The following is a 13,276-nucleotide window of genomic DNA, read 5'->3' as shown; positions in this document are numbered from 1 at the left end:
CCGGAGCGGGAGGGGGGAGGCGGGCTCAGCGGGCCGCGGTGCGGGTGCGCAGCGCCAGGACGGCGACGTCGTCCTCCGCGCCGTCGGCGAGCATCACCCCGAGCAGCCGGTCGCACAGCTCCTCCAGCGGCCGCCCGCCGTGCTCCACCAGCAGCTGCCGGACCTGGTCGCGGCCGTCGTCCAGCGGCACGCCCCGGCGCTCGAACAGCCCGTCGGTGAACAGCAGCACGGTGGCGCCGTCGGGCAGGTCGGCGGCGCCGTCGGCCCGCGGCCCCCGCCACCCGATGCCCAGCGGCGGTCCGACCGGGGCGGTGAGGTCGACGACCGTGCCGTCGGCGCGCAGCATCATCGGCTCCGGGTGCCCGGCCGACGACCAGCGCAGCGTGCGGCCACCGGCCCCGTCGTGCTCGACGCGGGAGACCAGCGCCGTGGCCATGGTCGGCACGGCCAGCCCGACCAGGGTGTGGTCGACCCGCCGCAGCACCTCGGCGGGCTGCTCGAGGCGGTCGAAGGCGATGCCCCGCACCAGGGTCTTCACCTGCCCCATGGCGGCCGCGGCCTCGATGTCGTGGCCCATGACGTCGCCGATGACCAGCACCATGTCGCCGTCGGGCTGCAGGAAGCTGTCGTACCAGTCGCCACCGATGGACACCCCGCGGGTGGCCGCCCGGTAGCGGACGGCGGTCTCCAGGTGCGGCTGCTGCACCGGCGGGGAGAGCAGCGAGAGCTGCAGCCGCTCGGCGACCTGCTGGTTGGCCGCGGCCAGCCGGGCGTTGTCCAGCGCCAGGGCGGCCCGCCGCGAGGCGACCTCGGCGGTGCGCAGCTCGACGTCGGTGTGCGGCCCGCGGTCGGGCCCGTTGACCAGCGTGATCGCCCCGAACTGCTCGCCGCGCGCCAGCAGCGGGAAGCTGGCGACGGCCGAGGGCTGCAGCGGCGCGAGCGCCTCGCGGGCGACCTCGTCGGCCACCATCTGCTCGATGTGGGCGCTGGTCACCTGCGGGATCACCACCGGCTGGCGGCTGCGCAGCGCGGTGGGGACCGGCGCACTGGGCCGGTTGCTGCCCACCCGGGCGTCGGCGTAGCGGTGCATCGCCTCGACCATGGCGGGGTCGCGGTGCGCGCGGCCGACGTCGCGCCGGGTGCCGTCGGGGTCCACGACGCTCACCAGGCACCAGTCGGCCAGCAGCGGGACGACGAGGCGGGCGAACCGGGCCACGGCCTCGTCGGTGTCCAGGGTCGAGGTCATCGCCTGGCTGATGTCCCCGAGCAGCATCAGGTGGCGGCCGGCCAGCTCCGCGCGGGCGGCGGCGTCGGCGGCCCGCAGCGCGGCGTCGGCGGCGCGGGAGGCCGCCTCCTCCCGGGAGACCACGGCCGCGGCCCACTCCTCCTCGGCCCGGCGGCGCTCGGTGACGTCGTCGTAGGTGACCACGAGGCCGGCGTCGGTGAGGAACGCGTCGGCCTGGAACCACGCGGACAGCGGCGCGAACCAGGCCACGGTGCTGCCGGACTCGCCGCTGCGGCGCACCGCGGAGTACAGCTCGTCGAAGGGCCCCCCGACGGCCTCGGGGAACTCGTCCCAGATGCCGGTGCCGACCAGGTCGGCGACGGTCCGGCCGAGCACCGCCGCGCCGGCCGGGTTCACGTAGGTGAACCGCCAGTCCTCGTCGAGCACGAACAGCGGGCGGTCCATCCCCTCCACGGCCTGCACGAGCAGGTCGCTGGGCGGGGGGAGCGCCCGGTCGGTGATCACCCGGACACTCTGCCTCATCCCCGGCTCGGGACCGTCGTCGCCGGGAGGACGCCACCCCGTCGGGAGCGGGCGGCCCATCGCACGGTTGAGCCCGCGCGGGCCTGGGCACCTGCCAGGACATCCCAGAACCGGACCTGACGGGGGCGAGGACATGAGTCGACTGGCGTGGCCGTTGCGGCCGCTGCCGGACGGCCGGGGCGAGATGTGGCGGTGGGACCTCGATTCCCTGTCGGAGCTGCCGGCCGTCCGCGCCGCGCTGCGTGCCCGGCTCGACGAGGTCGGTTTCCCGCGCGACCCCGACGACCCGGTGGCCGACCGGATGATCCTGGCGTTCGACGAGCTCGCGTCCAACGCCCTGCGGCACGGCGACCGGCCCGTGGTGGCCACGGTGATCGCCGGGAGCGGCGGCTGGATCCTGGACATCAGCGACCGCGCGCGGCAGACCATGCCGTCCCCCGCGGTGGACCGCGACCCCGCGCAGGGCGGGCTGGGGCTGTACCTGGTCGCGCGGCTGGCGGTGGCGCACGGCTGGTACGTCGACGACGTCAGCAAGCACGTGTGGGCCTGCCTGCCCACTGCGGTCGAGGACCGCGAGCCCAGCTACGGCTGAGCGGCGACCCCGGTCGGGTGTCGCCGGGGCGGGGCCGCCGTCCGGTGGACGGCGGCGGAACGGGTCGCGCCCGGGGCGGCGGGGCGCGGTGGCCCTGCGCCGCCCCGGGGCAGCTCCCTGTGGCCGGGTCGCGCCCGGCCGGTCGGGTGGTCGCCCCGCGTCGGGGGGCGAGCCCGGTCGCTACGGGATGACGAGCGAGAGGTTGCCCTTGCCGTAACCGGGGACCTCGACGGCGACGTCGAGCCGGTTGAAGGCCGCGAGCATGCCCGCGATGTCGCCGTCGACGTCGTCACCGGGGGCGAACAGCTTGTGCAGCTTGGAGTGCGGCGCACCCGGCACGTTGAACAGGGCGGACACGACGTTGACGACCTCGTGCAGCGCCTCGGTCAGCATCGGCGTCAGCTCCCGGTCCTCCTCGACGGCGTCCTGGCAGCCGCCGGGGGGCAGCAGGGCCAGGGCACCACCGGTGTAGGCGGACAGGGCCAGGTCCATCACGCACAGGGCGTTGACGTTCATCTGCGGGTCGACGTAGACCGCGACCGACACCGGCGAGCGCTCGGTCGGGGTGACCGGGGCGCCCGGGGCGACGGCGACGGGCTTGCCGACCAGCCCGGACAGCATGTCCTTGACGTCCTTGAGGGCCGGCAGGACCACGGCGAGCGGGGCGGTCACGCGATCACCCCGTCCAGGTGCTCGGTGAAGGTGTCGGCGGTGAAGGGCTTGGCGATGAGGAACAGCGCGCCGGCGTCGGCCGCGCGGCCCCGCATCTCCTCCGAGCCCTCGGAGGTGACGAAGCCGAAGGGCACCGTCGAGCCGGACGCGCGCAGCGCCTGCAGGCACTCGATGCCGGTCATGTTGGGCATGTTCCAGTCGGACAGGACCAGGTCGGGCTTCTCCGACGAGACCTTGGCCAGCGCGTCGGCGCCGTCCTCGGCCTCGACGATGTCGTGGTCGTCGTAGCCGGCCTGGCGCAGGGTCCGGATGACGATCTGCCGCATCACACGGCTGTCGTCAGCGATGAGGATCTTCACGGGGTGACTCCGTTCTCGTGTGCCGGGGGTCGGGTCAGTGGGTGGTGCCGTGCGACGGCAGGGCGGGGAGGGCGCCCTGCGCGGAGATCACGATGGGTTCGCCGCGCCAGAGGACCTCGACGCGGCAGACGTCGGCGGGGTTGCGGACCTCGGGGCCCGTGCCGACCGACGGCAGGCTGAGGGCCGAGTGGCCCGGGAGGACGGCCTTCACGCTGCCGCCGACGACGTTGGCGATCTCGCCGAAGGCGTCGACGACGTCCTCCTCCTCGAGCTCGGCCGGCGCGCTGTCGCGCAGCAGGGCCCGGGACAGCGCCTCCGCGGTGGCCCGCGAGGCCGTGAGGACGACGCTGCCGGTCCACGGGCCGACGACGTCCACCCAGCTGGAGAGGGTGTCGGCCGGCAGCGGCGCGGGGAGCGGGACGAGCACCTCGTCCTCGCCGACGAGGGAGATCCACGCCTCGGCGGCGATGGACTCGATCGTCGCGGCGTCGATCAGCTCGGTGATCAGCGGGCGGGCGGTCTCGACGGTGGTCACAGGACGACCTCCTGGGGGAGAAGGCCGAGCAGCGCCAGCTTGTCGCGGATGGCGTCGGCCGTGAACGGCTTGATCACGTACTCGTGCGCGCCAGCGGCCAGCGCACGGACGATCTGGGTGTGCTCGCTCTCGGAGGTGACCATCATCATGGTCATCGAGCGCCACGCCGGGTTGGCGCGGACGGCGGAGACGAACTGCAGCCCGTCCATCACCGGCATGTTCCAGTCGATGGTGGCCAGGTCGGGCAGCCAGCCCTCGTTGAGCACCTCGAGGGCCTCCCCGCCGTGACCGGCGTCCCGGACCTCGTAGCCGAAGCCGGTGAGGATGCTGGTGACGATCCGGCGCATGGCGCGTGAGTCGTCGATCACCAGAGCGCGCATGTCAGGCCCCCTTCAGCGGGCGGTAGGCGGAGCTGCGGCCGAGGACGACCCGCTCCCAGGAGTCGTCGACGCCGAGGGTGGTCTCGGCGGCGCCGAGGAACAGCCACCCGTCCGGCTTCATCAGCGAGCGGACGCGGCGCAGGATGGCCTGCTTGGTCGACAGGTCGAAGTAGATGAGGACGTTGCGGAGGTAGACCACGTCGAACGGGCCCATCCGCGGCAGCGGCGCGGCCAGGTTGCACTCGGTCGCGGTCACCATCCGGCGGAGGTTGGCGTTGACCTCCCACTCGTTGCCGGCCCGGGAGAAGTGGCGGACCAGCATCGGCGCGGGCAGGCCGCGGTTGACCTCGAGCTGGCTGAACCGGCCGGCGCGGGTCCGCTCGACCATCTCGCGGGACAGGTCGGTGGCCGTGATCGACACCCGGCTGCCCGCGTTGGGCATGGCGTCCTCGAGCAGCATCGCGATCGTGTACGGCTCCTGGCCGCTGGAGCAGGCCGCGGACCAGATCTGCAGCCGCTCGGCCGGCCCGCGGGCGGCCTGCAGCGCGGGCAGGACGGTGCTGGTCAGCGCCGTGAAGGGGTCGCCGTCACGGAACCACGAGGTCTCGTTGGTGGTGAGCGCCTCGACGATGCGCCGGGTGTTCTCCGGGCTGGGGCGGGTGCGGACGTTGTCGACGAGCTGCCCGACGTCGGCCAGGCCCATCTGGCGGGCGATCGGCAGCAGGCGCGCCTCGACGAGGTACTCCTTGCCGGGCTGGAGCACGATCGCGCTCTCGCGGTGCACCACCTGGCGCACCCAGTCGAAGCTGGTGGCGGTCAGGGTCATCGGACTCCTCCAGTGGCCAGCGCGACGCGGCTGGGAACGGGGCCCGAGGCAGGGCCGTTCAGTCGGCGGACGATCGTCTCGGCGATGCGGTCCAGGGGCAGGATCTCGTCGGCCAGGCCGGCCGACGCCACGGCGCCGGGCATGCCCCAGACCACCGAGGTGGCCTGGTCCTGGACGACGACGGAGCCACCGGCCTCGCGGATGCGGCTCGCGCCGGCCCGGCCGTCGGAGCCCATGCCGGTCAGCACGACGCCGAGCACGGCGCCGCGGTGGGCGTCGACGGCGGAGCGGAACAGCGGGTCCACCGCCGGCCGGCAGAAGTTCTCGGGCGGGCCCTGGCTGAGCATCGTGGCGTTGCCGCGGGCGCTCGTGCGGATCGTCAGGTGGTGGTCGCCGGGGGACAGGTGGACGGTGCCGGGCGCCAGCGGGGTGCCGTCGACGGCCTCGACGACCCGCAGCGCGCACAGCCGGTCCAGGCGCTGGGCGAACTGCCGGGTGAAGACCGGCGGCATGTGCTGCACGAGCAGCACCGGCACCGGCAGCGACGCCGGGAGCGCGGGGAGGACCTTGGCCAGGGCCTCGGGACCACCGGTGGACGAGCCGATCACGAGGATCTGCGGCCGCTCGACCGGCGCAGTGCGCGGCGCGGCCGGGCGCGGCGGCGGCAGGGGCGCGGCGGCGCGGGCGGCCCCGAGGCCCACCGGCCGGCCGAGCAGCGCCTTGATCTTGGGGATCAGCTGCTCGCGGACGCTCTCCATCGACTGCGCGACGCTGCCGACGTTGGCCGGCTTGGTGACGTAGTCGTTGGCCCCGGCCGACAGCGCGTCCAGGGTCGCGGAGGCGCCGCGCTCGGTGAGCGTGCTGAACATGATGATCGGCAGCCGGTTGCGCGTCGCGCGGATGGCGCGCACCGCCTGGATGCCGTTCATCTCCGGCATCTCGATGTCCATCGTGACCAGGTCGGGCTTGAGCTGCTCGACCTTGCTCACGGCGAGCTTGCCGTTGACCGCGGTGCCGACGACCTCGATCCCGGGGTCCTGGGAGAGCACGTCCGTCACGATCTTGCGGACGACGATCGAGTCGTCGACCACGAGCACCCTGATCGGGTTCATCCGTCCTCCTGCTCCTGTCGGGACAGCCGACAGGGGCTGCTCAGGGTGTATCGGCACCAGCGAGGAGGCCTTGAGTTCGGCCGTGCACGACGGAAAACGGTCGGTACGGATGTCTCGGGCGCCCCGGGCGTCACAGGAGTTGTCGGCCGCCCCACGCGTTTCCTGAAACCCATCCGCGAACTCGTTACGCGATCCGCGGTGACCCCGGTCGGAAATGGCGCCACGGCCACGTGTCGACACCCCGGGACGGTGACCGCTGACCATTCCCGCGCCGCTGACCTGCCCTTTCCCGAGCAGTCGCCGGAAAGGTCCCGCCGGTCGCGGCCGGTCATCCCGGCGGCGGTCCCCGGCTACGGTCGGCCGCGTGCCGCACGACGTCCCCGCCCCCGCCGACCTGGCCGAGGTGCGCGCCTCCTACGACCGCGTGGCCGACGCCTACGTCGCGATGGGCGCCGGCGAGCTCGGTGACCGCCCGTGGCTGCGCGCGGCGCTGGCCGCCTTCGCCGAGGAGGTCGGGGGCCTCGGGCCGGTGCTGGACGTCGGTTGCGGGCCCGGGCACGTGACGGCCACCCTCGCCGGCCTCGGCCTGGACGCCTCGGGGGTGGACCTGTCCCCCCGGATGGTCCAGCACGCCCGGCGGCTGCACCCGGGCCTGAGCTTCGCGGTCGGGTCTCTCCCGGACCTGCGTCCGGCCGAGGCATCACTGGGCGGCGTGCTCTGCTGGTGGTCGCTGTTCCACCTCCCCCGCCCGGTGCTCCCCGGCGTCCTCGCCTCGCTGGCACGCGCGCTCGTGCCCGGCGGCCAGTTGCTCGTGGGCACGCACGTGGGCGACGGCGAGGTCGTCCGGACGGAGGCCTACGGGGGCGTGCCCGTGACGTGGACGACGCACCTGTGGCGCCCCGCGCAGCTCACCGGGCTGCTGGTGGCGGCGGGGCTGGAGCCGGTGGCCGAGCTGCGGCTGCCGACGGAGGCGATCGGGCTCCCCCAGGTGCTGCTCGCCGCCCGCCGTCCCCGTTGACCGACACCGTGCGCAGAGGTGCAGCGAGGGAGCGGGCGGCTGCACTCCCGCGCACGCTGTCGGCGGCGGGACCTCAGTCGGCGAGGAGCTCCGGCGGGGGCGCCAGCGTGGTGATGCAGAACGGGTGGCCGGCGGGGTCGAGCAGCACCCGCCAGCGGGGGTCGGGCTGCGGGTCGGCCAGCCGGGCGCCCAGGGACAGCGCCCGCGCCACCGGCTCGTCGAGCGCGTCGCCGGCGGTCAGGTCCAGGTGGACGACGGAGGCGCCGGGCCACACCGGCGGGCGGTAGCCCTCCACCCGCTGCGGGACGAGCAGCACCCCGGGCACGCGGACACCGACGCTGGTCTCGCGCCGCCACAGCACCCGGCCGCCGAGCAGCCGCAGGTAGAAGTCCGCCAGCTCACCGGGGTCGGCGCAGTCCAGCGACACCCCGACGAACCGCACCTCGCCCGGCGCGACAGCGTCCCCGGGCCCCTCGACGTCCACGGCGCTGACCGTAACGGTCGGCTCAGACGGTGGTGACGCGCTCCCAGGGGGCGAGCAGCACCGAGAGCGCGGTGGTGTCGAGCAGGTCGCGCATGGTCAGGGCCTGCACCACCCCGGCGACGGCGTTCCAGGCGCCCTGCGCGCCGTCGCGGCCGTCGAAGCCCCCGTCGCCGAAGGCGCGGACGGCGAGCAGCTGGGCGGCGGCGAGGACCCGCAGCCGGCCGGAGACGTGCGCGGCCCACGAGGCCTCGTGCATGGCCGTCGCCCACGGGCGGCGCTCCAGCCGGCCCTGGTCGACGGCGCGACGCCAGCGGGCGCGGGCGGCGTCGTCGCTGGCGGCGATGCCGGCGAGGAAGGCGGTGACCTCCGGTCCGGCCGGCCCCAGGTCCGGCTCCGCCGGCGGGACGATCCCCGCGGCGGTCGCGAGCGCGAGCGGGCCGGTGAGCTGGCGGCGGACCAGCGGCGGCAGGACGTCGGAGGCGAAGGCGCCGACGACGGCGTCGCCCAGCACGTCGGCGGCGGCCGCGGCGACGTCCTCCTCCAGGACGCCGGCGGCCGGGTGCTCGGGCCCGAGCACGTCGTCGCGCAGCACCCGCTCCACGGCGGCGGCGTCGCCGATCATGCCGCGCTCGAGCTGGTCGACGAGGACGGCGGCCCGCTCGGACCCGGCCGAGCGCAGGTGCGGCACGGCGGCGGCCAGCTCGCGGGCCCGGCGCGCGCGGACGGCGAGCACGGCCCGCTCCTCGCGGTCGCGGCCGGCGGCCGGGTGGGCGCCGGCGATGGCCTCGAGCGTGGCGGCGTCCGCGGTCAGCCCCGTGAGCAGGACGTCGGCGACCTGGCGGCCCAGGGGCAGGCGGACCAGGTCGAAGCCGAGGGTGGCGGCACTGACCAGCGAGTACGGCACGGCAGCGCCTCCGGCAGTCGAGGGAACGGGACCCGTCCATGCTGACCGTGATCGCGAGGTGGCGCCATGTGCACGTCACTCGTTCGCCGGAGGCCCGGGCGCAGTCCCTTGCGTGTCCACTCGGCATCCGTCATCGGTCCCTCACAGCCTGTCATCAAGCCGGCCCCCGGACGCACCCCGGCCCCCGTACCGGGATCGGTACGGGGGCCGGGGTGAGGGGCGGTGGGGCCTCGCTCAGGCGGAGACGGCCTTGTGCACGTCCAGGGCGAGCAGGAGCTGCCCGTCGAGCTTGAACGCGCCCCGGATGAGCTCGCGGGCGGTGCCGTCGAGCGTGTCCGGCGGCGCCTCGAAGTCGGCCGGGTCGACGTCGACGACGTCGGCGATCGCGTCCACCAGGAGGCTGACGGCCTCCCCGTGCAGCCGCACGACGATGACCACGGCGTCGGTGTCCGCCGGTCGCGCCGGGCGGCCGAGGCGCTCGCGCAGCTCGATCGCCGTGACGACCTGTCCCCGCAGGTTGATCAGGCCGGCCACCGCGGCCGGGGCGAGCGGCACCCGGGTCAGGCTCTGGCTGCGCAGCACCTCCTGCACGTGCGCCACCTCGACGCCGTACAGGTCGCCGTCCAGCCAGAAGGTGGCCAGCTGCCCGCCCAGGGCGATCGCCTCGCCCTCGGTACGGATGTCGGTCGGGGCACTCACGTCAGACCTCCAGCAGGGACGCGGGGACGTCGTAGGACGCCTCGGGGGTGGCGCTGTAGAACGCCGGGTCGGCGGCGAGGATCGCGGCGCGGACGTCGAGCAGCTCGGTCACCTTGTCGCCGAGGACGGCGGAGCCCAGCAGCCCCATGTCCTCGATGTCGCTGCGGATCGCGGCCTCGCCGTCGACGATGTCGAGGATCTCCTCGACCACGATGGCCACGCTGCGGCCGTGGTCGCTGTAGACGATCACCTCGAGCACCTCGCGGTCGCTCTCGCCGTAGGCGCCCAGGTGCCGGTCCAGCCGGACGATCGGCAGGATCGCGCCGCGGTACTGCACCACCTCGCGGTTGCCGACGCGCTCGACGTTCTCCGCGCGCACCTGCTCCAGGCGGGTGACCGTGTCCAGCGGGATGGCCACCCGGCGGCCCCCGCCGATGGCGGCCAGCAGCATCCGCTGCCGCTGGCCCTCGGTGTCGGCGGCCGCGACGGCGGCGGCCACGCGGGCCTCCTGCCGCTCGGCGCTCTCCGTGCGCAGCGCCCGGCGGGCCAGCGCCTGCACGTCGAGGATGAGCGCGACCGTGCCGTCGCCGAGCACCGTGGCGCCGGAGTAGAGGCCGATCGCCTTGAGCTGGCCGCCGACCGCCTTGACGACGATCTCCTCGGTGTTGATCACCCGGTCGACGACGAGGCCGAAGCGGCGGCCCTCCGAGCGGAGCACCGCGATGACGACGTGCCCGTCGTGCCGGTCGGAGGTCAGCCCCAGGACGTCGGTGAGCCGGACCAGCGGCAGCAGCTCGCCGCGCAGCCGGTAGACCTGCGCCCCGCCGACCTCCTCGACGGCGTTGACGGCCTTCTCCGCGTCGAGGCTGACCAGCTCCTGCAGGCTGATCTGCGGGATGGCGTAGCGGTCACCGGCGCACTCGACGGTCAGCGCCGGGACGATGGCCAGGGTCAGCGGGATCCGCAGGCGGCAGACGGTGCCGGTGCCGGCGACCGACTCGACCTCGATGGTGCCGCCGATGGACTCGATGTTGGTCTTGACGACGTCCATGCCGACGCCGCGGCCGGAGACGTTGGTGACCGCGGCCGCCGTCGAGAACCCCGGCAGGAAGATCATCTGCAGCACGTCGGTCGGGCTCATCCGGGCCAGCTGCGCCTCGGTGATCAGCCCGCGCTCGACGGCCTTGCCACCGATCTTCGCCGGGTCGATGCCGGCGCCGTCGTCGGCGACCTCGACCACGACCTGGCCGCTCTCGTGCTTGGCGCGCAGGGTGAGGACACCCTCGGCCGGCTTGCCGACGGCGACGCGCTTGTCCGGCGACTCGATGCCGTGGTCCACCGAGTTGCGGACCAGGTGGGTCAGCGGGTCCTTGACGGCCTCGAGCAGGGTCTTGTCGAGCTCGGTGTCCCGGCCCTCCATCTCCAGCCGGATGCTCTTCTTCAGCTGCAGGCCCAGGTCACGGACGACGCGCGGCAGCTTCGACCAGATGTGGTCGATCGGCTGCATGCGCGTCTTCATGACGCCCTCCTGCAGCTCGCTGGCGATGAGGTTGAGCCGCTGCGAGGCGCGGACCAGGTCCGTGTCGTTGGACCGCCCCACGTACTGGACGATCTGGTTGCGGGTGAGCACCAGCTCCCCGACCAGCAGCATCAGCTCGTCGAGCAGGTCGACGTCCACGCGGATGGTGCTGTCGGCGACCGCGCGGCGGGTGCCGCCCTCGCCCGCGGCGGGCGCGGGGTCGGGCTCGGCGGCCTCGGCGGCCGGGGCGGGTCGCGGGGCCGGCACGGCGGCGGGGGCGGTGGGGGCCGGGGTCGCTGCGGCGGCCGGGACGGCGGCGGCCGTGGGGGCCGGGGCCGCGGGCTCCTCGGCGTCGTCGCTGTCGTCGGCGTCCTCGTCGAGCGCCGGGGCCTCGCCCATGACCTCGCCCGTGACCTCGACCAGGACCTCGTCCAGGACCTCGTCCGCGGCCTCGACCGGGGCCTCGTCGGTCGCCGGCGCGGCGGGCGCCGCAGCCTCGACCGGGGCCGCCTCGGCCGGCTGGTCCTCCATCGCGGCGCTGATGTCGGCGACGACGCCGGACACGTCGACCGAGCCCTCGCCGCCGGTCGCCTCGATCGAGGCGAGCAGCGAGCGGACGGTGTCGACCATGCGCAGCAGCACGCTGGTGCGGGTCGGGGTCAGCTCCAGGGCGCCGTCCCGCAGCCGGGAGAGCATGTTCTCCCCGATGTGGGTGACCTCCTCCAGGCGGTTGAACGCCAGGAAGCCGCTGGTCCCCTTGATCGTGTGGATCGTGCGGAAGATGCTCGACAGCCGCTCCCGCGAGTTCGGCTCCTGCTCGAGCGCGACCAGGTCGGTGTCCAGCTGGTCGAGGTTCTCGTGGCTCTCGACGAGGAACTCCTCGACGATGTCGTCCAGACCGTCCACGGTGCCTTCTCTCTCTTCTGCGTCGCCCGTGCGGGGCCCCGGAGTTCTCTCGGCGGACCGGCCCGCGAATGAAGGCGAGCGCCGTCCCCGGTCGCAGGAAAAGGTAGGGACGCGACAGGGGCGCACCGACCATTCCGCAGGCGTGTCGGACGACTCCGGGACGAATTCCCACGTGAGCGGCTCACGGCGGTCGACAAGGCGATGGTCCCGCCGCCGGCGGCCCGCCCGCGGCCCGGTGCGAGACTCGCGGCCATGAGCAGGGACGGCGCGGAGACCACCCCGGCACCGGCGGCGGACCCGCTGGCCATCGCGCGGTCGGTGGCCGACACCCTGGCCGCCGACGTGGTCGCGCGCGACGCCGCGGGCGGCACGCCGGAGCCCGAGACCCGCCTGCTGCGCGACTCCGGCCTGCTGCCGCTGCTGGTGCCGGCCGCGTGCGGGGGCACCGGTGCCGGGTGGGCGACCGCCCACGCCGTCGTCCGCACGGTGACCGCCGTCGACCCCTCGATCGGCCAGCTGCTGGGCTACCACTACCTGCACTCGTGGCGGATCCGGCTCAACCGGGACGCCGCCGCCGTCGCCCGCCTGGACACCCAGGGGGCCGCGGCCGGCTGGTTCTGGGGCGGCGCCGGCAACCCCCGCGACGCCGGGCTGGACCTGCGCCCCGTCGAGGGCGGCTACCTGCTCAGCGGCACCAAGCACTTCGCCACCGGCGCGGAGGTGGCCGACCGGATCACCGCCAGCGGCACCCGCACCGACACCGGCGAGAAGCTCTCCGTCGTCGTCGACGGGCACGCCGACGGCGTCCGGCACGGCCGCGACTGGGACGCGCTCGGCCAGCGGCGGTCGGCCTCGGGGTCGGTCGCGTTCGCCGACGTGTTCGTCCCCGCCGCCGACGTCCTCGGGCCCAACGAGCAGGGGACGCCCGGCGCCCCCGCCTACGCGACCCTGCACGTGCTGGCGTTCCAGGCGATGCTCAGCCAACTGCACGTCGGGATCGCCGAGGGCGCGCTGGCCGCCGGCGCCGCCTACACCCGCAGCCGGTCACGGGCGTGGCCGACCGCCGGGGTCGCCGAGGCCGTGCAGGACCCGCTGGTGCGCGCCCGCTACGGCGAGCTGGCCGCGCAGGTGCAGGCCGCCGCGGCGCTGACCGACCGGACGTGCGCCGCGCTCACCGAGGCCGCCGGCCGCGGCTGGGAGCTCACCGCCGCCGAGCGGGCGGACGTCGCCGTCGGCCTCGCCGCGGCCAAGGTGGTGACCACCCGGACCGTCCTGGAGGTGGCCAGCACCGTCTTCGAGCTGACCGGCGCGCGGGCGACCGCCACCGGCACGGGGCTGGACCGCTTCTGGCGCGACGCGCGCACGCTGACCCTGCACGACCCGGTGGCGCACAAGGCCGTCGAGGTGGGCGACCGGCTGCTCACCGGGGCCGACCCGGTCCCCAGCGCCTACAGCTGACCGGCGGCGCCCACACCCGTCCGGTGGCGGGCCGGGCCGGCTCA

14 protein-coding genes are annotated in these 13,276 nt (G+C 75.0%); 3 read left to right on the top strand and 11 right to left on the bottom strand.

Annotated features, from left to right (window positions below; genetic code table 11):
• Positions 1–25: 25 nt before the first annotated feature.
• The gene (locus ACI781_RS04330; RefSeq protein ID WP_456564839.1) at positions 26–1,750 is read right to left on the bottom strand and encodes a SpoIIE family protein phosphatase; all 1,725 of its coding nucleotides are present in this window, start codon (positions 1,748–1,750) and stop codon (positions 26–28) included.
• Between the two features lie 151 nt (positions 1,751–1,901).
• Between ACI781_RS04330 and ACI781_RS04325 the strand changes: the two genes are divergently transcribed.
• Positions 1,902–2,360: an ATP-binding protein gene (locus ACI781_RS04325; protein ID WP_456564838.1), complete on the top strand. Its 459-nt coding sequence runs from the start codon at positions 1,902–1,904 to the stop codon at positions 2,358–2,360.
• 180 nt (positions 2,361–2,540) lie between these two features.
• Here ACI781_RS04325 and ACI781_RS04320 read toward each other — a convergent pair whose 3' ends face one another.
• From ACI781_RS04320 to ACI781_RS04295, 6 genes are read right to left on the bottom strand one after another with little or no spacing between them, the layout of a single operon-like run.
• Positions 2,541–3,032, bottom strand: coding sequence for a hypothetical protein (locus ACI781_RS04320; RefSeq protein ID WP_456564837.1), 492 nt, complete (start codon positions 3,030–3,032; stop codon positions 2,541–2,543).
• Complete coding sequence (locus ACI781_RS04315; protein WP_456564836.1) at positions 3,029–3,391, bottom strand: response regulator; 363 nt, start codon at positions 3,389–3,391, stop codon at positions 3,029–3,031. The genes ACI781_RS04320 and ACI781_RS04315 overlap by 4 nt, the downstream gene beginning before the upstream one ends.
• A gap of 34 nt (positions 3,392–3,425) precedes the next feature.
• Positions 3,426–3,926, bottom strand: a complete 501-nt coding sequence (locus ACI781_RS04310; RefSeq protein WP_456564835.1) for a chemotaxis protein CheX — start codon at positions 3,924–3,926, stop codon at positions 3,426–3,428.
• Positions 3,923–4,306: a response regulator gene (locus tag ACI781_RS04305; protein WP_456564834.1), complete on the bottom strand. Its 384-nt coding sequence runs from the start codon at positions 4,304–4,306 to the stop codon at positions 3,923–3,925. Before ACI781_RS04305 ends, ACI781_RS04310 begins: the two co-directional genes overlap by 4 nt.
• A gap of 1 nt (position 4,307) precedes the next feature.
• Entirely contained in the window at positions 4,308–5,132 is an 825-nt protein-coding gene (locus ACI781_RS04300; protein WP_456564833.1) for a CheR family methyltransferase, read from the bottom strand.
• Entirely contained in the window at positions 5,129–6,244 is a 1,116-nt protein-coding gene (locus ACI781_RS04295; protein WP_456564832.1) for a protein-glutamate methylesterase/protein-glutamine glutaminase, read from the bottom strand. Before ACI781_RS04295 ends, ACI781_RS04300 begins: the two co-directional genes overlap by 4 nt.
• A gap of 364 nt (positions 6,245–6,608) precedes the next feature.
• On the opposite strand from ACI781_RS04295, the gene ACI781_RS04290 reads away from it, so the two are divergent.
• A complete protein-coding gene (locus tag ACI781_RS04290) occupies positions 6,609–7,262 on the top strand; it encodes a class I SAM-dependent methyltransferase (RefSeq protein WP_456564831.1) in 654 nt (217 codons plus the stop codon).
• 73 nt (positions 7,263–7,335) lie between these two features.
• Here the strand turns inward: ACI781_RS04290 and ACI781_RS04285 are convergent, their stop codons facing one another.
• From ACI781_RS04285 to ACI781_RS04270, 4 genes are all read right to left on the bottom strand, one after another.
• Positions 7,336–7,746, bottom strand: coding sequence for a VOC family protein (locus tag ACI781_RS04285; protein WP_456564830.1), 411 nt, complete (start codon positions 7,744–7,746; stop codon positions 7,336–7,338).
• Between the two features lie 22 nt (positions 7,747–7,768).
• Positions 7,769–8,650, bottom strand: a complete 882-nt coding sequence (locus ACI781_RS04280; protein ID WP_456564829.1) for a hypothetical protein — start codon at positions 8,648–8,650, stop codon at positions 7,769–7,771.
• A gap of 234 nt (positions 8,651–8,884) precedes the next feature.
• A complete protein-coding gene (locus tag ACI781_RS04275) occupies positions 8,885–9,349 on the bottom strand; it encodes a chemotaxis protein CheW (protein WP_456564828.1) in 465 nt (154 codons plus the stop codon).
• Between the two features lies 1 nt (position 9,350).
• Entirely contained in the window at positions 9,351–11,774 is a 2,424-nt protein-coding gene (locus ACI781_RS04270; protein ID WP_456564827.1) for a chemotaxis protein CheA, read from the bottom strand.
• 252 nt (positions 11,775–12,026) lie between these two features.
• Between ACI781_RS04270 and ACI781_RS04265 the strand changes: the two genes are divergently transcribed.
• Complete coding sequence (locus ACI781_RS04265) at positions 12,027–13,232, top strand: acyl-CoA dehydrogenase family protein (protein WP_456564826.1); 1,206 nt, start codon at positions 12,027–12,029, stop codon at positions 13,230–13,232.
• The last annotated feature ends 44 nt before the right edge of the window (positions 13,233–13,276 follow it).

It is taken from the genome of Blastococcus sp. SYSU D00695 (assembly GCF_054050555.1).
This window is presented reverse-complemented; position numbering and strand designations above follow the sequence as displayed.

Bases quoted from the DNA above. Each gene is read 5' to 3' on its own strand.
- ACI781_RS04295 (WP_456564832.1), bottom strand. From the start codon at position 6,244: ATGAACCCGATCAGGGTGCTCGTGGTCGACGACTCGATCGTCGTCCGC.
- ACI781_RS04325 (WP_456564838.1), top strand. From the start codon at position 1,902: ATGAGTCGACTGGCGTGGCCGTTGCGGCCGCTGCCGGACGGCCGGGGC.
- ACI781_RS04305 (WP_456564834.1), bottom strand. From the start codon at position 4,306: ATGCGCGCTCTGGTGATCGACGACTCACGCGCCATGCGCCGGATCGTC.
- ACI781_RS04300 (WP_456564833.1), bottom strand. From the start codon at position 5,132: ATGACCCTGACCGCCACCAGCTTCGACTGGGTGCGCCAGGTGGTGCAC.
- ACI781_RS04265 (WP_456564826.1), top strand. From the start codon at position 12,027: ATGAGCAGGGACGGCGCGGAGACCACCCCGGCACCGGCGGCGGACCCG.